26 protein-coding genes and 1 other RNA gene are annotated in these 21,280 nt (G+C 64.8%); 11 read left to right on the top strand and 16 right to left on the bottom strand.

Features of this window, described 5'->3' with window-relative positions; genetic code table 11:
- Positions 1-42: 42 nt before the first annotated feature.
- The 3 genes from ACN0YF_RS04690 to ilvC all read right to left on the bottom strand — a co-directional run bounded on the left by ACN0YF_RS04690 (position 43) and on the right by ilvC (position 2,422).
- Complete coding sequence (locus ACN0YF_RS04690) at positions 43-783, bottom strand: TVP38/TMEM64 family protein (protein WP_417482228.1); 741 nt, start codon at positions 781-783, stop codon at positions 43-45.
- A gap of 66 nt (positions 784-849) precedes the next feature.
- On the bottom strand, positions 850-1,356 hold the full coding sequence (locus ACN0YF_RS04685) for a hypothetical protein (protein WP_417482229.1): 507 nt from the start codon (positions 1,354-1,356) through the stop codon (positions 850-852).
- A gap of 61 nt (positions 1,357-1,417) precedes the next feature.
- The gene (gene ilvC / locus ACN0YF_RS04680) at positions 1,418-2,422 is read right to left on the bottom strand and encodes a ketol-acid reductoisomerase (RefSeq protein WP_417493533.1); all 1,005 of its coding nucleotides are present in this window, start codon (positions 2,420-2,422) and stop codon (positions 1,418-1,420) included.
- A 226-nt stretch (positions 2,423-2,648) separates the two neighbouring features.
- Here ilvC and ACN0YF_RS04675 point away from each other — a divergent pair, with 226 nt between their 5' ends.
- Positions 2,649-3,587, top strand: a complete 939-nt coding sequence (locus ACN0YF_RS04675) for a DMT family transporter (RefSeq protein WP_417493532.1) — start codon at positions 2,649-2,651, stop codon at positions 3,585-3,587.
- Between the two features lie 13 nt (positions 3,588-3,600).
- Here the strand turns inward: ACN0YF_RS04675 and miaA are convergent, their stop codons facing one another.
- From miaA to ACN0YF_RS04635, 8 genes are all read right to left on the bottom strand, one after another.
- Positions 3,601-4,518: a tRNA (adenosine(37)-N6)-dimethylallyltransferase MiaA gene (gene miaA / locus ACN0YF_RS04670; protein WP_417493531.1), complete on the bottom strand. Its 918-nt coding sequence runs from the start codon at positions 4,516-4,518 to the stop codon at positions 3,601-3,603.
- Positions 4,515-5,903, bottom strand: a complete 1,389-nt coding sequence (locus ACN0YF_RS04665) for a Do family serine endopeptidase (RefSeq protein WP_417493530.1) — start codon at positions 5,901-5,903, stop codon at positions 4,515-4,517. The genes miaA and ACN0YF_RS04665 overlap by 4 nt, the downstream gene beginning before the upstream one ends.
- 123 nt (positions 5,904-6,026) lie before the next feature.
- Positions 6,027-6,212, bottom strand: coding sequence for a DUF2065 domain-containing protein (locus ACN0YF_RS04660; protein ID WP_417493529.1), 186 nt, complete (start codon positions 6,210-6,212; stop codon positions 6,027-6,029).
- Positions 6,213-6,218: 6 nt separating this feature from the next.
- Complete coding sequence (hflC, locus tag ACN0YF_RS04655) at positions 6,219-7,100, bottom strand: protease modulator HflC (RefSeq protein ID WP_417482235.1); 882 nt, start codon at positions 7,098-7,100, stop codon at positions 6,219-6,221.
- Positions 7,097-8,248 (bottom strand): FtsH protease activity modulator HflK, encoded by a 1,152-nt coding sequence (gene hflK / locus ACN0YF_RS04650; protein WP_417482236.1) that lies wholly within the window; start codon positions 8,246-8,248, stop codon positions 7,097-7,099. The genes hflC and hflK overlap by 4 nt, the downstream gene beginning before the upstream one ends.
- 108 nt (positions 8,249-8,356) lie before the next feature.
- Complete coding sequence (locus ACN0YF_RS04645; RefSeq protein ID WP_417482237.1) at positions 8,357-8,872, bottom strand: dihydrofolate reductase; 516 nt, start codon at positions 8,870-8,872, stop codon at positions 8,357-8,359.
- The gene (locus ACN0YF_RS04640; RefSeq protein ID WP_417493528.1) at positions 8,869-9,189 is read right to left on the bottom strand and encodes a phosphoribosyl-ATP pyrophosphohydrolase; all 321 of its coding nucleotides are present in this window, start codon (positions 9,187-9,189) and stop codon (positions 8,869-8,871) included. The genes ACN0YF_RS04645 and ACN0YF_RS04640 overlap by 4 nt, the downstream gene beginning before the upstream one ends.
- Positions 9,186-10,052, bottom strand: coding sequence for a thymidylate synthase (locus ACN0YF_RS04635; RefSeq protein ID WP_417482239.1), 867 nt, complete (start codon positions 10,050-10,052; stop codon positions 9,186-9,188). The genes ACN0YF_RS04640 and ACN0YF_RS04635 overlap by 4 nt, the downstream gene beginning before the upstream one ends.
- A 213-nt stretch (positions 10,053-10,265) precedes the next feature.
- Between ACN0YF_RS04635 and ACN0YF_RS04630 the strand changes: the two genes are divergently transcribed.
- Both ACN0YF_RS04630 and ACN0YF_RS04625 read left to right on the top strand, forming a co-directional pair.
- Positions 10,266-10,643: a VOC family protein gene (locus tag ACN0YF_RS04630; protein WP_417493527.1), complete on the top strand. Its 378-nt coding sequence runs from the start codon at positions 10,266-10,268 to the stop codon at positions 10,641-10,643.
- Between the two features lie 106 nt (positions 10,644-10,749).
- Positions 10,750-12,507, top strand: coding sequence for a hypothetical protein (locus tag ACN0YF_RS04625; protein ID WP_417493526.1), 1,758 nt, complete (start codon positions 10,750-10,752; stop codon positions 12,505-12,507).
- A 27-nt stretch (positions 12,508-12,534) separates the two neighbouring features.
- On the opposite strand, the gene ACN0YF_RS04620 is transcribed toward ACN0YF_RS04625, so the two are convergent.
- Entirely contained in the window at positions 12,535-13,518 is a 984-nt protein-coding gene (locus ACN0YF_RS04620) for a hypothetical protein (protein WP_417493525.1), read from the bottom strand.
- 102 nt (positions 13,519-13,620) lie between these two features.
- Here ACN0YF_RS04620 and ssrA point away from each other — a divergent pair.
- The 4 genes from ssrA (at position 13,621) to ACN0YF_RS04600 (ending at position 16,253) form a co-directional block, all read left to right on the top strand.
- Positions 13,621-13,978, top strand: a transfer-messenger RNA (tmRNA) gene (gene ssrA / locus ACN0YF_RS04615).
- A 107-nt stretch (positions 13,979-14,085) separates the two neighbouring features.
- A complete protein-coding gene (locus ACN0YF_RS04610; RefSeq protein WP_417493524.1) occupies positions 14,086-15,144 on the top strand; it encodes a DUF3667 domain-containing protein in 1,059 nt (352 codons plus the stop codon).
- 138 nt (positions 15,145-15,282) lie between these two features.
- Positions 15,283-15,759: an SspB family protein gene (locus ACN0YF_RS04605; RefSeq protein WP_417482244.1), complete on the top strand. Its 477-nt coding sequence runs from the start codon at positions 15,283-15,285 to the stop codon at positions 15,757-15,759.
- A complete protein-coding gene (locus ACN0YF_RS04600; protein WP_417482245.1) occupies positions 15,759-16,253 on the top strand; it encodes a PaaI family thioesterase in 495 nt (164 codons plus the stop codon). Before ACN0YF_RS04605 ends, ACN0YF_RS04600 begins: the two co-directional genes overlap by 1 nt.
- Positions 16,254-16,269: 16 nt before the next feature.
- On the opposite strand, the gene ACN0YF_RS04595 is transcribed toward ACN0YF_RS04600, so the two are convergent.
- A complete protein-coding gene (locus ACN0YF_RS04595) occupies positions 16,270-16,641 on the bottom strand; it encodes a RusA family crossover junction endodeoxyribonuclease (RefSeq protein ID WP_417482246.1) in 372 nt (123 codons plus the stop codon).
- 158 nt (positions 16,642-16,799) lie between these two features.
- Here ACN0YF_RS04595 and fumC point away from each other — a divergent pair, with 158 nt between their 5' ends.
- A complete protein-coding gene (fumC, locus tag ACN0YF_RS04590) occupies positions 16,800-18,194 on the top strand; it encodes a class II fumarate hydratase (protein WP_417482247.1) in 1,395 nt (464 codons plus the stop codon).
- Between the two features lies 1 nt (position 18,195).
- On the opposite strand, the gene ACN0YF_RS04585 is transcribed toward fumC, so the two are convergent.
- Entirely contained in the window at positions 18,196-18,432 is a 237-nt protein-coding gene (locus ACN0YF_RS04585; protein ID WP_417493523.1) for a DUF3892 domain-containing protein, read from the bottom strand.
- A 98-nt stretch (positions 18,433-18,530) separates the two neighbouring features.
- Here ACN0YF_RS04585 and ACN0YF_RS04580 point away from each other — a divergent pair, with 98 nt between their 5' ends.
- Positions 18,531-18,707 carry a DUF4169 family protein gene (locus ACN0YF_RS04580; RefSeq protein ID WP_417493522.1) on the top strand — a complete coding sequence of 59 codons (177 nt, stop codon included), beginning with the start codon at positions 18,531-18,533 and terminating at the stop codon, positions 18,705-18,707.
- 359 nt (positions 18,708-19,066) lie between these two features.
- On the opposite strand, the gene ACN0YF_RS04575 is transcribed toward ACN0YF_RS04580, so the two are convergent.
- Entirely contained in the window at positions 19,067-19,336 is a 270-nt protein-coding gene (locus ACN0YF_RS04575; protein WP_417482249.1) for a hypothetical protein, read from the bottom strand.
- Positions 19,337-19,486: 150 nt separating this feature from the next.
- On the opposite strand from ACN0YF_RS04575, the gene ACN0YF_RS04570 reads away from it, so the two are divergent.
- On the top strand, positions 19,487-19,708 hold the full coding sequence (locus ACN0YF_RS04570) for a ribbon-helix-helix domain-containing protein (RefSeq protein ID WP_417493521.1): 222 nt from the start codon (positions 19,487-19,489) through the stop codon (positions 19,706-19,708).
- Here the strand turns inward: ACN0YF_RS04570 and ACN0YF_RS04565 are convergent.
- Complete coding sequence (locus ACN0YF_RS04565) at positions 19,702-20,313, bottom strand: hypothetical protein (RefSeq protein ID WP_417493520.1); 612 nt, start codon at positions 20,311-20,313, stop codon at positions 19,702-19,704. The genes ACN0YF_RS04570 and ACN0YF_RS04565 overlap by 7 nt on opposite strands.
- Positions 20,314-20,421: 108 nt before the next feature.
- Here ACN0YF_RS04565 and ACN0YF_RS04560 point away from each other — a divergent pair.
- Positions 20,422-21,280: chloride channel protein (locus tag ACN0YF_RS04560; protein WP_417493519.1), on the top strand; the 859-nt coding region annotated here is incomplete at its 3' end.

Raw genomic sequence — 21,280 nt, 5'->3', positions numbered from 1 at the left:
AGGGGTACGCAGGTGCAAACGCATACTCGCGCGCTTGAACGGCTAGGCCTCTGTGTCCTCGGACGCCTCCGGCGCGACTCCATCGACCGGGCGATTGCGGCGCAACCAGCGCCGGGCGACCAGCATCATGCCGATCCAGCCCGCGACCGCGACCGCCAGGGAAAGCCCGATCAGCAATTGCCCCTCGCTCATGATCGCCAGGATGCTTTGACCGGCGAGCGCCACGACAAACAGTTTCGGCCCGGTGCCCAGCGCCGTGCCGAGCCCGAAGGCCCAATAAGGTGTCCGCGCTATGCCGAAACCCATATTAACGACGATGAAGGGGCCGGACGGCACCCAGCGCACGATCATGCTCGCCAGCAGTCCGTTGCGGCCGATGAAGTCGGAAATCCGGTTGGCCCAGTCACCGCCAAAGCGGGCCAGCAGGCCGGCACCGAACCAGCGGCCGAGATAGTAGTTGACCGTCGCTGCCGCCAGGGTCGAGATCCAGGCATAGATGAAACCGGTGCGCGGCCCGAACGCGACAATCGCTGCGGCCATCAGGCCGAATTGCGGCGCACCGAGAAATGACAGGGCGATAAAGACCAGGATCGTCAGTGGCAGCGCATACCAGCGGCTGGACGCGGAATCGAACCAGTCCCCGATGGCGCCGGGGCCGATATCAAGCACGAAGCGCCCGATCACGAACACCGCCGCGACCACGACGAACAGCGCGATCGAGACGCCGATCGCACGCGCGGCACGCACATCCATTCGCGTGATGAATTGGATCAGAGCGTTCATTCTCTCCGGCACCCGACTGGAAGCAGTGGTTTAACTAAACACGGATCCGAGGGCCCGCAATGATGATCATCGGTCGGCGGCGGCCGGGGATGTCGACACTTCGCCAGCCGCGATTGCGGCGAGCTTGGCCCGTTGCAGCGCCAGTGTCCCCAATTGCTCGTCGAGCAGTTTGAGAATTTCGCGCGCTTCCTGCTGGTCGACCTCCCCGGGCGAACGCTCGGTTTCACCCAGCGATTCCATCAGCGCCGCGATATTGCGGGCATTGCGCCGGCTGGCTTCGCCGGCCAGGGCCAGCCAGTTGGCGTCATCGGCCTTCTCGACCGGCACGAAAATACCGCCAGCCAGGGCGGCGAGGTGCTGGGCGGCAGCGGTGGCGCCGGCCTCGGTCAGCCGCGCGATGCGGGCATAGGAGATGTCATTGCTGGAATCGGGATCGGCGAGCGCATAGACCCGCGTGCGGCTGAGCTCGAGCAGCTTCATCACCTCGGGGATGCCACCCACTTCCTCGAACATGCGCGCCACGACTTCTTTCGGCTCGCCATAGCGGCGTTCCTTGACCGGATTGAATGCCATCTTTGTCCCCAAGCATTGGTTATGGATCCCTGTAACGGACAGAGATGAACAGTTTTATTGTCTATTTCGTGGCACGGCCAAGTCTGGAGCGCAATTCATCGCCCGCCGCCTCGATCGGCAATGTGCGGTCATGCGCCCGTTCGGCCTGCAACCGGTCGCCCGATTCATAGCGCTCGACCCATTTGCGGGCAAAGCTGCCGGACTCGATATCCTCCATCGCCGTATCGAAGACCTTGAGCAGTTCAGGCCCCGCGATGGCATCCTCGATCTCGCGGGCGCCGAATTCCGCCGTGTCCGAGATCGCCTCATACATGCCGGCAATTCCGCGCTGCTGGATCAGGTCGGCGAGATATTTCAGCTCGTGGACGCAATCGATATAGGCCATGCGCGGGCTCACCCCGGCCGCCGTCAGCCGCGTGAAGCTCGCCTTGGCCAGCGCGACCATGCCACCAACCAGCACCACCTGTTCACCGAACAGGTCCGAAACCGTCTCCTCGCGAAACGTGGTCGGGAAGATACCGACATTGCCCGAGCCGATCGCAGCGAGATAGGCCAGCGCCAGCTCACGCGCATGGCCGCTGGCATCCTGGTGCACGGCCCAGAAACCGATCAACCCGCTGCCCTTGAGATATTCCTCGCGCACGGCCCCGCCCGGCCCCTTGGCCGCAGCGAGGATGATATCGGCATCGGCAGGCGCGTCGATCAGGCCGAAATGCACGGAAAAGCCGTGACAGACGATCAGCGCCTGGCCCGGCTTGCGCGCGGGCAAAATCGCCTCGGTCCATATCTGGCGGTGCGCCTCGTCGGCCGCGAGCAGCGCGATCACATCAGCCCAGCCGGCAGCCTCGGCCACGGATACGACCTCGAACCCGTCGGCCTCGGCCTTGGCCCGCGATGGCGAACCGGCGCGCAGGGCAATACGGATCTGCCCCACTCCGCTGTCGCGCAGGCACAGCGCGTGGGACCGGCCGTGATTGCCATAGCCGACGATCGCAACGCGCCGGCTCGTGATCGGGGCAAGGTCGATATCGTGCGTGTAGAGCGGTTCGGTTGTCTCGGGCGGCATCGGTGAATCATCCCTGGCTGGTGCGGCTTGATTAGGACGCATCCCCGCACCCCAAGTCCAGCACACCGCGCCATTCGCCTGCAGCATGGCCGCGCGGGACACGCCTTCGCCCCGCCGCGTGCGACGGGAATTGGACCTTTCGCCGCCGCACCACCACACTCGGCCCGACGGCGCCTGTGAAACACCGTGCCGGACGCCGGCACCCGGCAGGGGGGAGATGTTTGAATTGAACCGGCTTCTGCATCCCCTCGTGGCGTTCGCCGCGCGCTTGTCGCCCAATAGCCGCGGCATGGTCTGGATGATCCTGTCGGGGATCGTCTTCACTATCCATCTCGGCCTGGTCAAGACGCTGGGCGGCGAGTTCGGCTCGGGCCTTCTGGCCTTTTTCCGCGCCGCCGCCGGGATGCTGATCCTGCTGCCCGTCCTGCTGCGCACGCGGCCGGAAACCCTGCGCGTGCATCAGCCCGGCCTGATGCTGCTGCGCGGCGGCCTCGCCTCGGCAGGCTTCCTGCTCTCCTTCGCCGCCATCGCCATCATGCCGATGTCGCAATTCAACGCGATCTCGTTTTCGCGCCCGCTCTTCATCATCGTGCTCGCCGCGATCTTCCTGCGCGAGAAGGTCGGGGCCCAGCGCTGGATCGCTACGGGCGTGGGATGTGTCGGCGTGCTGATTATCGTCCAGCCCTCGATGCAGATGGAGATGTCCAGCCTGCTCGCCCTCGGCGCCGCCCTCGCCTTCGCCGGCTCGATCGTGATGGTGAAGGAGTTGTCACGCCTGCACTCGACCCTGACGCTGATCATCGCCACCAATCTGCTGTCCGGCCTCTTCACCCTGCCCTTTGCCCTGCATGAATGGCAGACACCACAGGGCGAGCAATGGCTCGTCATCGCGCTGATGGCACTGACCGCCACGGCGGCCCAGGCCTGCTATATCAAGGGCATGGCGATCGGCGAGGCGAGCTATGTGACGGCGATGGATTTCCTGCGCCTGCCGATGGCGGTGGCGGCGGACTGGCTGGTGTTCAAGACCCTGCCCGGTTTCTGGGTCTGGCCCGGAACAGCGCTGATCATCGGCGCGACGGCCTATATCTCGATCCGTGAGGCGCGCCTGCGGGAACGGGCCCGCATCGCCGCCGCAGCCTTGCCGCCCGAGCCCCTGCCCTGACAGATCGCACCGGTCAGGTGCCCAGGATCGCACCCAGCTCGCGCCCGGCGCCCGCGGCATCGAGCGAGTGAATGCGTGACCAGTCGGGATGCTGGTTGCGGAACCAGGTCATCTGCCGCTTGGCGTAGCGCCGCGAATCCCGCTGCGCCAGGAGCACGGCATCCGCGAGCGTCATCTCGCCGCGCAAATGCGCCATCAGGGGCGGCACACCCAGCGCCTTGCTCGCCGGCAGGAGCGGGTCGAGCCCCAGCGCGGCGAAGGCGCGAACCTCGTCAAGCGCGCCGGCCTCGAGCATCAGCTCGAAACGGCGGTTGATGCGGTCATAGAGTTCCTGCCGCTCCGGCTCGATCACCATGCCGGACCATTCATCCACATCCAGCATCGGCCTCGTTTCGGCCTGAAAGCTCGTCAGCGCCTCGCCGGTGGCATAGCCGACCTCGACGATCCGCATCAGCCGCTGCAGATCGGCTGGCTTGACCCGTGCAGCCGCGACCGGATCCAGGCGCACCGCCTCGCTGCGCAAGCCATCCGGCCCCGTGGCGGCAAGCAGCTCGACCACCTGCTGCCGCGAGTCCGCATCGATATCAGGGACCGGCGCCAGCCCCTTGGTCAGGGCGAGGAAATACAGGCCCGTCCCGCCGACCAGAATGGGCGTGCGGCCACGGCCGCGAATTTCAGCGATGAGGGCCAGGGCCGCCTCGGTCCAGTGCCCGACCGACCAGCGTGTCGACGGATCAACACTGCCGAACAGGTGATGCGGCGCGCGCGCGAATTCGGCAGCCGAGGGCTGTGCCGTGATCAGCGGCAGGCCGGCATATATCTGCATGGAGTCGGCATTGATGATCTCGCCATCCAGCGCCTCGGCCGCCGCCAGCGCCAGGGCGGTCTTGCCCGCCGCCGTCGGTCCCGCAATCAGCAGGCAGCGCGTCACGGCCGGATGGATTGCAGCACGTACTGGCCGCCACGATTGAGCTGGAAGCGGACAGGACCTGTCGGGACACCGTCAACGATGCGGCGAATATCCTCGATCGTCGCCACGCGCGCGAACTCGACTTCCTCGATGACATCACCCGGACGCACCTTGCCGGAGGCATCGCTGTTCGGCGCGACTTCGGTCACCAGCACACCTGTCGCATCGGGATGCACCCGGAAGCGCCGGCGCGAGGCGGTATCGAGGACAGCCAGCGTCATGCCGCGCACCGTATTGGACGGGGCCTGGTCAGGCGTGACCACCGTGGTGTTGGCTGTTGCCGGCGCCGCAGCGGCTCCGGCCTCGGTGAGCTCGCCGACGGTGACGCTCAGGGTCATCGGCCGGTCCTGGCGGATAATGCCGATCTCGGCGACCCGGCCGATCTCGGTCTCGGCCACGAGGCGCGGGAAGCTGCGGCTGTCCCGGACACGCCGGCCATCGAAGCGGATGACAAGATCGCCGGTGCGCAGATCAGCGGCAGCCGCCGGACCGCCCGGCTCGACGCGTGAAATGATCGCGCCATAGGGCGAGTCGAGCTCGAAGCTCTCGGCCAGTTCCGGGGTCACCGGCTGAACACTGACGCCGAGCCAGCCGCGACGGGTCTCGCCGAACTCGATCAACTGGGCCACGACGCGGGTTGCGATATTGGACGGGATGGAGAGCGAGATACCGACACTGGCGCCCGTCGGCGACAGGATCAGCGTGTTCACGCCGATGACATCGCCATCCATATTGAACAGCGGGCCGCCGGAATTGCCGGTATTGATGGCGACATCGGTCTGGATGTAATCGTCATAGCGGCCGCCCGCCTCACGGCCACGCGCCGAGACGACACCGGCCGTCAGCGTGCCGCCAAGGCCAAAGGGATTGCCGATCGCGATCACCCAGTCGCCGACGCGCGCCGCATCGCTATCGCCGAAACTGACGTGCGGCAGGTCCTCGTGAACATTCATCATCCGCAACACGGCGAGGTCGGTCAGCGGGTCGACACCGATCACTTCAGCGGGAAACACGCGCCCGTCGGGCAGCGAGACCTCGACCTCGTCGGCACCGTCGATGACGTGATTATTGGTGACGACAATGCCGGTGGCGTCGACGATGAAGCCGGAACCGAGCGAATTGGCGATGCGCGGGGCATCGCCGAAAATATCATTGAAGCGTTCGAGGGGCGAGCCTTCGGGGAATTCGGGCAGACCGTCGCCGGCATCAAGCCGCTGTGCGGCGGCGATGTTCACAACCGCGGGCGACAGCCCCTCGGCCAGATCCGCGAAACCGCCATCGCCCGGGTGCGCCAGGGCGACCGGGGGCAGGACGAACAGCAAGACGAGGGCAAACAGGCGACGCATGAACTCAGCCAATCCGAAAAATGAAAACCGCACTTTACACATTGAGTGATAGCGCCATGCGGCCCGGTGCCGCAACCGCTGTGACGCGAAAGTCATCGCGATGACAACTTCGTCACGCGCCGCTCACGGCCCGAAAAAGGCCACGAGCGCTACGCCGGACACCAGAGCGACCAGCCCCGCAATGCGCAGCTGGTCGCTTGGCATGTCCAATATCTGCGACAGGAACCGCTTCATCGCCTCGGGAGCCAGCGCGTAGGCCGCCCCCTCAAGCGCCAGAGCGACGCCCACACCGACAAGCAATGCCGTCAACACAGATTAGTTCCGGCCCGTCTCGCTCCGGAAATAGTCGAAGAACTCCGAGTCGGGTGCCACCACGATCGGTGTCCCTTCGCCGAACGCTTCCTGGTAAGCGATCATCGAGCGGTAGAAGGCGAAGAACTCAGGGTCACGGCCATAGGCCGCCGCATAGATGGCGTTGCGCTGGGCATCACCCTCACCCTTGATCCGTTCCGACTGTGCCCGGGCTTCAGCCCGGATGATCGTCGCCTGACGATCGGCATCGGCCTGGATTTCCTGTGCTTCCTGGGCACCGACAGCGCGGATTTGCGCGGCGCGCTGTTCACGCTCCGAGCGCATGCGCTGGAAGACGCGTTCGGCGATCTGGTCCGGCAGGTCGGCGCGAAGGATGCGGACATCGATCACTTCGATCCCGAGATCCTGACGGGCGACCTGGTCTTCCACGGCCGTCTGGACGCGGTCCATCAGTTCGGCACGCTGGCCGGAGACGACTTCCTGGGACGGGATCGAGGCGATCACGCCGCGCAGGCTGTCATCCATGATCGAGCGCAGGCGAGACTGGGCCCCGCGCTCATCACCGACCGTCTGATAGAAACGCAGCGGATTGACGATGCGGTATCGCAGGAAGGCATCGACGACGAGACGGACCTGGTCCGACGCCTGGATTTCCTCCGGCTGCATGTCGAATTCCAGATTGCGCTTGTCGAACATCAGCACGTCCATGATGAACGGGATCTTGAAATGCAGACCCGGATCTTCATCGCCGGCTTCATTGACAGCATCGACCGGCTCGCCGACGCGCAGGATCAGGGCCTGCTGCAGCTCATTGACCGTATAGACGCTCTGCAGGCCGACAAAGATGACGCCGAACAGAAGGATTATTCCGAGGGTGCGGATCATTGGTTGTCCCCCTGGCTGCGAGTACGGTTCTGACCAAGCTGGTCAAGCGGCAGGTAAGGCACGGCGCCGGACTGACTATCCAGGATGGTCAGCTCGGAATCACGCAGAACGCCTTCCAGGGTTTCCAGATACATGCGGTGACGCGTGACTTGCGGCGCCTGTGCATATTCCTCGTAGATGGAGACGAAACGATCCGCCTCACCCTGGGCTTCGGCGATGACAGAGTCGCGATAGGCTTGGGCCGCCTGGGTCAGACGGGCAGATTCACCACGCGCTTCCGGGATCACCCGGTTGGAGTAGGAGGTGGCCTGCAGTCGCAGACGCTCGGCATCCTGTTCGGCGACATCCACATCGCGGAAGGCGTCGATCACGCTGGCCGGTGGCTGCGCGGTGCGCAGGTTGACCTCGAGGATCTCGATCCCCGCCGTGTATTCATCCAGGGTTGCCTGCAACAGCGCCTTGGTCCGGCGCGAGACTTCGCCGCGGCCCTCGGTGATGATGTATTGCAGGTCGGAGGTCCCGATCACTTCGCGCATGGCACTTTCAGCGACGGCGCGAACCGTGCCTTCAGGGCTTCTGACGTTGAAGAGATAATCGCGAACGCCGTCGGGATAGCCGAGATTGACGCGCCACTGCACGGCAAATTCGATATCGACGATATTCTGGTCACGGGTCAGCATCTGACCTTCAGTGCCGGCACCGATGGAGAGCGTATTGGTCGTGGTGACCTCGGGCAGGAAGACCGTCTCGATCGGGGTCGGGAATTTCACATGCAGGCCAGGGCCCGTCGTGCGGGTGTATTCGCCGAAGCGCAGAACGACACCGTTCTGGTTTGGCCCCACCTGATACCAGCCGGTGAAGGCAAACCAGACGCCGACCAGGATCGCCAGCACGAGACCGACGCCGAAAACGCCGCCGCCCTTGCCGCCATCCTTGCCGCCGGCTTTGCCGCCGCCACCGAACATGCCGCGGAAGCTGCGCTGCAACTGGCGCACGACCTCATCGAGATCGGGCGGCTCCTGGCCGCCACCGCCGCCACCCTCGGGCTTGCGGCCCCAGGGGTTCTGTCCGTTACCATTATTGCCGCCGCCGGAACCCCAAGGGCCTCCGCCGCCGCCGCTACCGCCGGTATTATCGTTCCAGGGCATGGATGCTTCATTCCTCTCGATACATTGCGTCAATAGATGAACGTTTGCGGGCAAAGGTTCAAGCTTTGTCGGGGGGGACACGCAGACTTCCAATCCCCGTAGCGGGAATCAGGCGCGTTCCAGTACCCGGCAAACGAAGCTGTGATCATCGCCCGGGCCAGCGTCGCAGACCGTGCGGCTCGCCTCGACCCAGTCGCTGCCGGCAATCTCCGGAAACACCACATCGCCTTCCGGTTCGGCATCGACTTCAGTGATATAGAGCCGATGGGCATGTTCGAGGGCGGCACCATAAATCTGCGCACCGCCGATCACGAAGACCTCGTCGACCTCGTCCATGTGCGCCTGCGCCAGGGCGTGGGCAAAGGCGGCACCCAGATCTGCGACCCGTTCTGCGCCCTCGGCGAGGAAATCCGCCTGGCGCGTCACCACGATATTGAGCCGGCCCGGTAGCGGCCGTCTGGGGAGGCTCTCCCAGGTCTTGCGGCCCATGATGATCGGCTTGCCGCTGGTGACGGCCTTGAAATGCTTCAGGTCGGAGCTCAGCCGCCAGGGCAGGTCGCCGCCGGACCCGATGACGCCATTGCGGCCGCGCGCGACGATGAGGCAGATGCGGGGCTGTGTCATGACGCGTCCTCGCGCTCCAGCCAGCTGAGCCATTTTTCCTGCACGGCGGCATCGAGATCGACGCCCTCATCGCGCGCCAGCAGCAGGAGCATGCCGAGCACGTCGGCCATTTCCAGCGCCATCTGGTGACGCGCCGCCTCATCGCTGGCGCGGCGGCTGCGACCGGTGACGTCAAGATAGGCCTGGGTCAGCTCGCCGAGCTCTTCCTGCAGCTTGAGCAGATACCAGTCGCCCGAACGGTCTATGCCGTAATTCTTCGCATAGATGTCGGAGACCTGCGCAATGCGCGCGCCGAGTTCGCCGAGCGCCTGGCTCATACCGCGACCGGCGCCTTGATGGCCGGATGCGGATCATAATCCTCCAGCATGATGTCCTCATACTCGAATCCGAACAGGTCATTGGCGTCCGGGTTGAGGCGCAGGCGCGGCAGTTTGCGCGGCTGGCGCGACAGCTGTTCGGCCACCTGGTCCATATGGTTGGAATAGATATGGGCGTCGCCAAAGGTGTGGATGTATTCGCCCGGCTCCAGCCCGCATACCTTGGCGACCATCGTCGTCAAAAGCGCGTAGGAAGCGATATTGAAGGGCACGCCGAGGAACATGTCGGCCGAGCGTTGATAGAGCTGGCAGCTCAGCTTCCCGTCGGCGACATTGAATTGATACAGGGTGTGGCAGGGCGGCAGCGCCATCGAGGGCACATCGACCGGGTTCCAGCCCGACACGATCAGCCGCCGCGAGGACGGGGTGTTGCGGATCTGGTCGAGCAGGTTGGAGAGCTGGTCGATCTCGGTGCCGTCCGGGCCGGCCCAGCGCCGCCACTGTTTGCCATAGACCGGGCCGAGCTCGCCATCGGCATCGGCCCATTCATCCCAGATCTTGACGCCGCGCTCCTGCAGCCAGCGCACATTGGTCTCGCCGCGCAGGAACCAGAGCAATTCGATCGCGACCGACTTGAAATGCACCTTCTTGGTCGTCAGCAGCGGAAAGCCTTCGGACAGGTCGCAGCGCAATTGCCGCCCGAACACCGAGCGCGTCCCGACGCCGGTGCGGTCGTCCTGCTGGGTGCCGTTCTGGAGGATGTCGCGCAGCAGGTCGAGATAGGCCGCTTCCGCCGCCGACCCATTGGCCGCAGCAGCACTGCCGGTCTCAATACCGGGCTCTAGAACGGCGGTCTCTGCCATTGCGATCTCCACTGCCTTGCCTGATCGCACACTCTACATCCGATTCGGCCCGGCCGGACCTCCGCCGGCAGATTGATCCACACGTTTCTCGGCAGACACCACCGTCAGGATTTCGGGGCAAGGGGCGAAATTTCGCTTGCATTGCCCCTGATGGCCGGTCAATTTGCCGTCCTGGAACATTTGCAGAACAATCAATCTTGAGGGAGAATTCTGATGCTGGGCTATGTCACACTGGGAACCAACGACCTGCAGCGCGCCGCGGCGTTTTACGACAAGATCTGTGCCGAATTCGGCGTTGGCCGGATGATGGATTCCGACACCTTCATCGCCTGGGGCAAGCCCGGCGGCGGTGCCGGGATCGGCCTGACCAAACCCTTTGACGGCAAGCCCGCCACCGTCGGCAATGGCGTCATGGCCGCCTTCCATGCCGAGAGCCAGGAACAGGTCGACAAGGTCTACCAGCTCGCCCTCTCCCTCGGCGCAAAGGATGAAGGCCCCGCCGGCCCGCGCGGCGACAGCTTCTATGCCGGCTATTTCCGCGATCCGGACGGCAACAAGCTGAACGTCTTCCATATGTCGTTCGGCGGCTAGGCAGGGACCGGGAAGCTGGCCTCCCCGCAAATATGTGCCGGGAAAATTTGCATCCGGGCGCAGATCAGGCGGTAATCATGCCAGACCGCCACGGGGGACAAGGCCGATGAACGATCAGGAAGCAAGCGCTGGCATGCCAGGCACCGCCCCGGCTGCCACCGTCCGCCGGGCCACCGCGGCGCTGGATCGCTGGGACATCCTGTTGTTCGCCCTCATTGGCGGACTGGGCGGCCATGCGCTGCGCCTGCTCGCCACAGTCGATGGACTTGAAGGGCGGCTGGTCACCGCCCTGGCTGTCGGCATCCTCGCAGCCTGCGCCAGCTTTCTTGTGACCTGGGCGCGCCAGGCCATCCCGGCGCGCCTGGCGCTCAGCCTCGGACTGACAGCGCTGCTCGCCATCGGAACATGGCTGGTGATTGGCGCCGCCCCGGCAGAAACGCCCGACCAGAATCTCGGCTTCATGCAGAATTTCTGGTTCTTTCCCAGCCTGCCCCTGATCGGCTATCTCGGCCTTGTCTTCGGCCTGGTGGCAATCGATGAAGGCGGACCGCGCTGGCGCTACCCGGCGATCTTCCGCACCGGGCTCAATCTGCCGATCCAGCTCGGCCTCGGCCTGCTGGCGGGCGGTCTGATCTGCGGCTTCGTATTCCTATGGGCTCTCGCCCTGTCGGCCGCCGGCTGGGACGGGCTGAAGGCGGCGTTCGAAGATGGCTGGCTCTGGCCCGTGCTTGGCGGCTTGATGGCCGGCATCGCCGTCGGCCTGGCCCGCTCGGTCGACAAGCTGCGCGAAGCGGCCGAGGCCATCATCCTGATCGCGGCCCGGCTCGGCCTGCCCCTGCTGGCGGTGTTTTCGAGCCTGTTCGCCGTCGCCATCCTGATCGGCGGGATTGATAACCTGCGCGCGGCCGGCAGCCCGACGGGCATCCTGCTCAGCCTGGCCATCCTCGCCAAACTGATTTTCAACGCCGTCTATCGCGATGGCGCCGAGACGCCGGGCCGGATCATGCGAAGCTTCGCCTGGATCGCCATCGCCGCCCTGCCCGTCTATGCCAGCCTCGCGGTCTACGGGATTTCGGTACGGGTGCTGGAATACGGCTTCACCCCGTCGCGTTTCGTGGTCCTGATCGTGGCCAGTCTTGTCGCGGCCTATACGCTTCTCCTGCTGATCAGCCTCGCCGGCGACGTGTTGCGCCCGGGCAAGACGCGATGGATGCCGCTGGTCTCGCGGCTCAATACCGGCTTTGCCGCGCTCTGGTTTGTTCTGCTGCTGGCGCTGCAATCCCCCCTGCTCAACGCCAACCAGATCAGCGTCGATGACCAGATGGCCCGGTTGATGGACGGACGCACCGAGGCTGACACATTCAGTTACGCGGCCCTGCGCTTCGATATGGGCGAGCCGGGCCGGCGCGCCATCACCGGGCTGGCCGAAATCACCGACCACCCGCAAGCTGATTATATCCGCGGGCATGCCGGCGCGGCGCGCGACGCCGCCACACGCTGGTCCCTGCGCTCCGCAGTACCGACCCCGGACGACCCCGTGCCCGATGCCCTGCTGGGAGAAATGGATGCGCTAACCTCCATCGGCCAGGAAGAGGCGCGCGCCCTGCTGGCCGCCGCCATCGCCCGGCTCGACGCGGCCCAGGCGCTGATGTGCGGAATCGAGGCCGATGACACGCTCTCCGATGCGCAAAAACTCTCCGCCCAGTACGAATTGCAGCAACGCGTGCCGCACCTCGTCAGCGATGCGGTCAGAATTGCCGAAAACTTTCCGGAGCTCGGGGATGTGCCGGCGCTGAGAGACCGCGTGGACTACGCCGCCTACACGCCCGCAGACTGGGCCCCGGAGCTGTCCGAGTGCGAGTAGCCGGGCGCCCGGGGCGTGGCAGCGACTTCAACGAGTCTCGTCCCCGACGGGGCTGAAATTGTGATCGCATTGCGCGATCATGAAAGCACACGCGGCAACGAAATCGGCCCAGCTCAGATAGCGATCCCCCGCACCATGGAAATACCGGCTGTGGATGCGCAAGACTTCGCGCCACTCCTTGCAATCGCCTGCGCCATAGGGCCGCCCATTGGCATCAACGCTCAAATCCAGCCGCAGGGGCAGGTCGATATAGGTGTTTTTCCCCGACCACACTTGCGCCGCCCTGCGCAAGTCATCGACCGCCTCTGACCGCTCTTTTCTGGCGAAAAGAAGATCGAGCTGCGGCCCATCCAGCTCAGCCGGGTCCGCGTTCGGCCAGATCGACCTTTCCCGGCCTCCATGCAGTAACAAGGTACCGTCAAAGGTCGACCACTCAAAGATCGCGATCCGTCCACCGGTGCTGACCTGCAGGGCATTGTCGCCCAGGCGGTAGGTCAGCTGGCCGCTGCCCAGATAGACAAAGCGCTTCGAACGGATCGACTGGGACAGGGAGGCAATTTCGGCCCCCTCATGCTCGAGCACCCGGACGTCGAAAATTCTGACCCGCAGATAGCCGCAAATCGCCAGCAAGCCCGCAACGCCCGAAACGACCAGGCCAGCCAGGACCGGCAAAGGAAGTCCCACCACGACGAGGCAGCCGCCTTCGGGATCACATCCAAACCCGCGCTCGATCAACGGCTGCAACCCCGGGACGGTCACGGTATCAAGCACGAAGTCCAGGGCCGCGATGACAGCGCCGATCAGGCCCAGCACGGAAACGCCCGCCAAGACGTGAACAGCCGTTTGCAGCCGGACAACCTGGTAGTCGATCGCGATGCTCTGCTGCGTCAATCCCAGGTCTTCGGCGCGCACATAGTCCGCCTTGCTCTGATACCGGCCGATTGCCCGGATGGTGTAGCCGTCATGGATATCGGGCGATCTGTGATCGGCCCGCGCCTCGAACTCCTGCATGTACGCCCCCTCTAATTCCCCAAAGAGAGTTAACGCCACCTAGACGGGAGTATCAACGCAAACCTGAAACGATTGAGCGAAATCGGCCCTGCGCTGACCCCACCCCTTCCGTATCCGGTCCCGAACGCCTATATTGGCTTTGTCAGCTTGCTGACTATGGCGATAAACGCACTCGTAATAACCAGACCGGACCCGGGGGCAGTACCCGGCGGCTCCACCATTACCTTCCGCTTGTATTGGCAAGCGAATATGGGGCCGAAACAGGATCGACGGATGGGTAAAGGGGAAAGCTTTCGCCCGGGTGAGGCCCGATACAGGCTCATTCTTAAAGTTGCCAATGACAACTTTGCTGAAGAAGTTCGTCTCGCTGCCTAGTCAGCGCGTATAACTTCGCATTAACTCCTGGGTGTTCGCACGCTCAGGCGGGGTCCGGAGGCACCTGGCAACAGAAGCCTCCACTTTCCTTCATCGCCGGTCTGCAGGCACGCCCGTCTCCGCCCTGCGCTTGACGCGAGGCGTCGGGCGCAGGCTAGATACGCCCTGCCCGCGCCGGCGCAGGAGCCCGAATTGACCACCACCGCACCCTCTCCGGATACCGGCCCGGCCATCTGCGCCAATTGCGGCGCCGCGCTCGAAGGGCCCTTCTGCTCCGCCTGCGGCCAGTCCGACGCCGATCTGCGCCGCCCCGTCCTATCGCTGGCAACGGATTTTCTCGATGGCGCCCTGGCCTGGGACGGACGTTTCCTGACCACGATGCGCGGCCTCTACATGCGCCCGGGACGGGTTGCGCGCGACTATGTCGACGGCCAGCGCGCAAAATACTCGCCGCCGGTCCGCATCTATCTGATCGTGACTCTGGTCTTCTTCGCGCTGTGTGCCGGGATCGGCATTCGCCCCGTCGGCATCCACCTCACCCCCGACGCCGCCAGCATTCGCAGCCAGGATGCCGCGCAGATCGAGGCGCGGCGCGCCAACTGGGCCCGGATCGATGCGGCGATCCAGGCCAGGGGCAGTGCGCCGCAGCTGGATTGCGGCGTCATGCCCGGCCCCGACGAGATCGCCGCCGATGGCAGCCTCGTCTTCGCGCGCGATACCGGCATCAATCTCAGCCTGTTCCGGCGCGGCAGCCCGCCCGAACCGCGCAGTCTCGACGCCGCCAACGAGGCCTGTTTCCAGCGCACGCTGGACGCTCAAGGCATGGGCTGGATCCAGCCGGTCGTCGTCGAGGCAATCCGCCATCCCGCCGCCTATGAAGCCCGCGCCGCCGCAATCGCCAGCCAGGCCTTCCTGCTGATGGTGGCCGGTTTCGCACTGCTGAACCTGGCGCTGCATCCGCGCCGCCCCGTGATCGATCATGTCGTCTATTCGCTGTACTGGAACGCGGCCCTCGTACCGCCGGTGATGCTGATCCTGCTGACCCTCAACCTGGGCGGCAACAGCTGGCCAGCCCTGACCGCGACAGGCATCGTCGCGCTGGCGCTACTGGTCTTCGCGGCCCTGCAGGAACGTGGCTTCTACGGCTCAAGCTGGCTGGGCACAGCCCTGCGCCTGCCTGTCCTGCTCCTGGGCTGCGCCCTGAGCATGACTGCGGTCGCGATCGGCCTCGTCTGGCTGGGTGCGCGCTAGGCCCGCCGGCAGCTTGCTCCGCCCTTGCAGGCACACCGCCTCAACCTCCCCGACGCCTTGTGCAGTGAAACGACCAGAATGCGTTGACCTGTTCACGGCGTGCGATACGCTTGCGGCAAGGGAAAAACGGGGATGTCCATGGCCAAGGATCTGATGCGCTACGACTTGATGGCGCAAGAGGCGCTGCGCGGGGTTGTGCGTCAGGCCCTGCTCAAAGCCGCCATGCCACAAGGCCTTCCCGGCCCGCACCATTTCTACATCACCTTCCGCACACGTGCGCCCGGCGTCGATATCGACCCGTCTCTGCTCGAGAAATATCCCGACGAGATGACGATCGTGCTGGAACACCAGTTCTGGGATCTCGAAGTCACCGACACCGGATTTGAAGTGACGCTGAAATTCGGCGGCGTGCCGAAATACATCAAGATGCCCTATTCCGCCGTCTCGCGCTTTCACGATCCGAGCGTCGGCTTTCACCTCCAGTTCGAGCCCTCGCTCACCGGTGGTGATGGTGCGGCCGAAGGCGGCTCTCCGGCCAAGACCGGCGCCCGGCCGGCTCCGGCCGATGGCGAAGCAGGCCAGGTTGTCAGCCTCGACAGCTTCCGCAAGAAGTGATGCCGGGCGATCGTCCGGTTGCACCTGATCTCAGCGACGGGCCGGTCAACCGGCTCGATGCCGACCAGATTCGCGACCGCCTCACCAACATGACCCAACTCGAGCATGCCGCGACCCTGCTGGGTTTCCGCCTGCTCGACTTCTCCATTGAAGAGGGCTGGCTCGAGGCCGAATTCAATCCCTCACCCCAGGTCTCCAACCTGCGCGGCGGCGTCCAGGGCGGCATGATGTGCGCCATGCTCGACGAGGTCATGTCCCTCGCCGTTCTGGTGCATCAGCGCTTCACCGTCGGCGTACCGACGCTGGAGATGAAGACTAGCTTCCTGGCCCCCCTGCCCCTGGCCCGCTGCCGGGCCCGCGGACAGGCCCTGCGCGTCGGGCGCAATGTTGCTTTCATGGAAGGCACGATCTGGACCGGTGACGGCATTATCGCAGCCAAGGGCACGGCGACCTGCCAGGTGCGGCGCCCGCGGGCACTGCGCGACAAGCTCTAGGCGATCAGGGCCGGCTTCACGCGTCCTCGAGCACGCGCTGGCGCACCGCCAGCGGCGGCGCGATCACCGGCGGACACGGCAATGGGCGAGCGGTCACGCTCACCCGCGCATGCTCGCCGGCATGCTTGGACACCAGCAGGCGATCAATCAGGCTGCCGTCATGGAAGACGACCCCGGTCAGCGCATCGAGCACGGCCTTGGCGACGCAATCGACATCGCCATCACCGGCATCGCCGGGCCGTTCGATCCGGACATCGACTTCATAGCTGCGCCCGCTCGGCTGGGCGCGCTTGAATTCATGGCGGAAGAATTCGCCGATCAACGCCTTGAAGCGCCGCGTCTGCGTGGTCGGCGCATCAACGCGCAAATTGAGTTCGTCACCGGACATGAAAGTTATGTTCGTCCCTGATTCCCGAGTGAATGAACGCTTTGCCCCCACGGCGATGCGCATCATCGTCTTGATCCGTCATCTGTGAGTGATACACGTCCGACCTGTCATTCACCATCTTCGTCCGGCGCCACGCGCGCTGCAAGGAGCTTCCCCTCATGCGCGAGACCCGCACCGAAACCGACAGCTTTGGCCCACTCGAAGTCCCCGGCGACAAGCTCTGGGGTGCGCAGACCGCGCGCTCGCTGATCAATTTCCCGATCGGCACCGAGACCATGCCGAAACCGCTGATCCGCGCCCTGGGCATTGTCAAATACAGCGCCGCCCGCGCCAATCAGCGCCTCGACAATCTCGAGCCGAAACTGGCCGACGCGATCGCCCAGGCGGCGCTCGAAGTCGCCGAAGGCAAGCTCGACGACCACTTCCCCCTCTCGGTCTGGCAGACCGGCTCGGGCACGCAGTCGAACATGAATACCAATGAGGTTGTCTCCAACCGGGCGATCCAGATTCTCGGCGGCGAGGTCGGATCGAAGGATCCGGTCCACCCCAATGATCACGTCAATCGCTCGCAATCCTCCAACGACACCTTCCCGACCGCAATGCATATCGCGGCGGCCGAACAGATCACCCACCGGCTGATCCCGGCGCTGCAGAAGCTGCACAATGCGCTCAACGACAAGTCGCAGGCCTTCAAATCCATCATCAAGATCGGCCGCACCCATCTGCAGGATGCGACGCCGCTGACGCTCGGCCAGGAGTTTTCCGGCTATACGGCCATGGTCGCCAACTCGATTCGCCGCGTCGAATCAGCCTTGCCGGCGCTGTGCGAGCTGGCCCAGGGCGGCACTGCCGTCGGCACCGGGCTGAACACCAAGATCGGTTTCGCCGAGGCCTTCGCCGAGGAAGCCGCTGCCTTCACCCAAATCCCCTTCATCACCGCGCCCAACAAGTTCGAGGCGCTGGCGACCAAGGATGGTCTGGTCGAGGCGCATGGCACGCTCAATTCCGTCGCCGTCTCCCTGTTCAAGATCGCCAATGATATCCGGCTGCTTGGCTCGGGCCCGCGTTCCGGTCTCGGCGAGCTGGCCCTGCCGGAAAATGAGCCGGGCTCCTCGATCATGCCGGGCAAGGTCAATCCGACCCAGTGCGAGGCGCTGACCATGGTCTGCACCCAGGTGATGGGCAATAACACCACGGTCTCGATGGCCGGCAGCCAGGGCCATTTCGAGCTCAATGTCTACAAGCCGGTGATCATCTTCAACGTGCTGCAGTCGATCCGCCTGCTGGCCGATGCCGCCGAGAGCTTCACGGAACGCTGTGTCACCGGCATCAAGGCGCGCGAGGACAATATCGCGCTTCTGATGAACCGCTCGCTGATGCTGGTCACCGCCCTCAACTCCACCATCGGCTATGACAAGGCCACCATCGTCGCCAAGACCGCCCACAAGAATGGCACCACCCTGCGCGAGGAAGCCGTCAAGCTCGGCTTCGTCACGGCGGAACAGTTCGACGCCATCGTGAAGCCGGAGAATATGCTCGGCCCGAAGGATTAGATCAACGGTCACCTGCGAGAGAGTCGAGGTTGTTTTTCTGGGACCCATCGGGATTAGTCCGCAGGTATGACTTCCCGTTCGACAGGTGGACTGTGTGGGCATTGTCCACCAGCCCCCTGTCTGCCATGTCTTTGGCCTTTTCCACGCTGGTGAACCGTTGGTTTCCAGCGAACCTCACCTGCTTGATATCCCCGTCAGCATCCGCCCGGGCATCCACAACATGCTTCTTTTCAGTCATAATTGGCTCCAGTTCTTTTTGCCGAGGAACATTATAGGAACATTTGACTGAGATGTCAACATATGGGGCCTGCTGTTGCGGGGGACACAAAATACGCCATGACCAAGCCCATCAATCTCAAACAGGTGCGCAAGCGCAAGGCGCGCCGGGAGAAAGCCAAGAAGGCCGAGGCCAACCGGCTGCTGCATGGCCAGCCAAAGGCCGTGACCGATCTGGCGAAGGCGCGCGCTGCAAAGGCTGCGCGCGAGCTGGACGGCAAGAAGCTGGAGAGCTGATCACCACGCGACATGCTCCGGGGGACATGCTCCGGCCAGCAGGTCCGGCCTCCCTGCTTATCCCCGCCGGCGCCGCCGGCGTTAGACTGCACATCGCAAGGGCCGCAGGCGGGAGGCGATGTGCATGTTCAAACGGGCAAAACCGTGGAAATCGGGGAGCAAAGCGATCGCGCAGAAACGCAAGGCATTGTTATAACACAATATTTTGTCAAATCTGAGCGCCGCAACCGGGCAATCAACGTCCCATCGACGCCACAGGAAAGCACCACCAGGGACACACGAGGGGCATATCGGGACACACGTCATTTTCCCGGACAACGCCCCGGGAAGAACGCTCCCCTTGCAGAACCCGCGCTGCCCTAGAATCCCGAATTATACATCGGCCGTTCGCCGCGCCGGTTGCGGTATTCGGCGAGGAAGCGGGTGGCTTCCTCCGATTCGCTCAAGCTTTCGAAATACAGGAAGGCCGCCGGTCGCACCGGCCAGTTGGCCTCGGGCTCGGAGCGAATCTGGCTGAACGCCCCGCGCAGGGATCGCGAGGAGGCGATCTTCAGAACAGAGGACGGGTCGGTCTCGGAACGCAGCAGGACGTAGACGCCTGGCCGGTTGGGGACGCGCCGTTCACTCATCGCCGTAAACGGCAGGGGGGAACTCCATTTGCGCATACATCCAGATAACACGAAAAAAGCTGCCGATTGGTAACCATGAACGGTTGCCGCGCAGCTGGAGCTGCGCATCGCCGGCTTGCCTGCCGGGGCGGGCTGGAGGATGCTGGAGCCATGCCCCTGATCAAACGCTCAGTTTCGCTTGCCGGCCACCGTACCTCCCTGTCGCTGGAGCCGGAATTCTGGGCCGTGATCGATGCCGCGATCCGGGCCGAGGGCCTCTCCCTGGCCGGGCTGATCGCCCGGATCGACGAGGCGCGCGGGCTGGAACCCCTCGCCTCCTCAATGCGCGTCTGGGCCCTGAAACGGGCGCAGGGCCTGCCGGACGATCAGTGACCGGGGCGGCGCTGGGCAGCAATGGTGAGAACATCCATCTGAGAGTCGAGATCGAACACGATCGGCTCATCGACACCGCATTGCCAGCCGGGCGCGAGATAGTCGGCCGCATCGCGCGCAATCTGATTGGCACCCGGCTGCCGTGCCGCCTCGACATAGGCAACATGGCAGGCGCCGATTTCACCGTCCGGGCGCAGGGCCGAGACGGTAAGATACTGCCCGCCATCGCCCGGTTCGAAGCCGGTGAAGATCGAACGATAGATCGTCGCGAAGGGCGCACCGGACGCGTCGAGGCGCCATTCCATCACCTCGCCGAGATCCTGGAAAACCGCCACGCGCGGCGGATTCTCGCTCCATTGGGCTTCCTTGCCGCGCTGGGAATAGGCCACCGCCGCACCATGTTCCCCGGCGACAATATGAACCGTCCAGCCGCCATAGCCGGCGCAATCGGAGAAATGGACCGGCTCGTCCTCGGCCTGGTAGCTGGTGCAATTGTCGAAGACACGCACATAGGCGCTGTCATTGGTCTGGGCGAAGGCCGGGAGCGCGGTGATCCCGGCAAGCACCAGGGCGCTGACAAGGCTCGATGAAATCGTCTGTCGCATGGGATCTCCTGTTTTCCCCCTCACCCTAGCCGCATTTTGCGCGCGAAGACCAGCGCGCATCGGCCCCGGCCCTTGACCCTGACCACCGGCGCACGGCAAATCGCACCCGTGTCAAACGCGAAACCCAAAGCCTCCGGCCTCGATTTTCTCAGCCGTTCGATCCGCGAAGGCCGCGGCCCCGTGCTCTGGGTGCTCGGCATACTCGTCGGCCTCGTCGCCGGCTATGCCACGATCGGGCTCAGGCTCGGCATCAGCTTCTTCGAGCAGACCGCCTTTGGCGTCACCGAGGAGAATCTGGCGAGCCAGGCGGCCACCCTGTCCTATCTGCGCCTGATCCTGATCCCGCTCGCGACCGGCATCGTGATCGCCTCGCTGTATTATCTCGGCCTGCGCCTGGGCCTGATGACGGAACCCTATGGCAAGGCCGTCGCCGACGTGCTGGAAGCGCGCGCCGTCAAGGGCGGCAAGGTCGAGCTCCGGTCCGGCCTGTATTCGGCCCTGCTGTCAGCAATCTCGCTCGGCGGCGGCGCCAGCGCCGGACGCGAGGGCCCGGCAGTGCATCTGGGCGGCACGATGGGATCCGCCCTGGCGGCCTGGCTCGACATGCCCGCCCGCGCCAGCCGCATCCTGCTGGCCTGCGGGGCGGCGGCCGCGGTCTCGGCCAGCTTCAACGCGCCGGTTGCCGGCGCCCTGTTCGCCTTCGAGGTCGTGCTCGGCCACTACGCCCTGCGCTCGATCGCCCCGGTGGCGGTGGCGAGCGTCGTCGGGGCGCTGATCCTGCGCCATCATCTCGGCGAGGATCCGGTGTTCGGACACCTGCCCATCGCACCGGTCGGCCTGTGGGATTATCCCGCCGCCGCCGTGCTCGGAATCGCGGCAGCCGGCCTGGCTGTCCTGTTTGACCGCGGCGTGCTGCACGGACCCGTTATTGTCACCGGCTGGGCCGACAGGATCGGCTTTCCCCACT

This window comes from Maricaulis sp., assembly GCF_048270265.1.
In the GTDB taxonomy this organism is placed as follows: domain Bacteria; phylum Pseudomonadota; class Alphaproteobacteria; order Caulobacterales; family Maricaulaceae; genus Maricaulis.
This window is presented reverse-complemented; position numbering and strand designations above follow the sequence as displayed.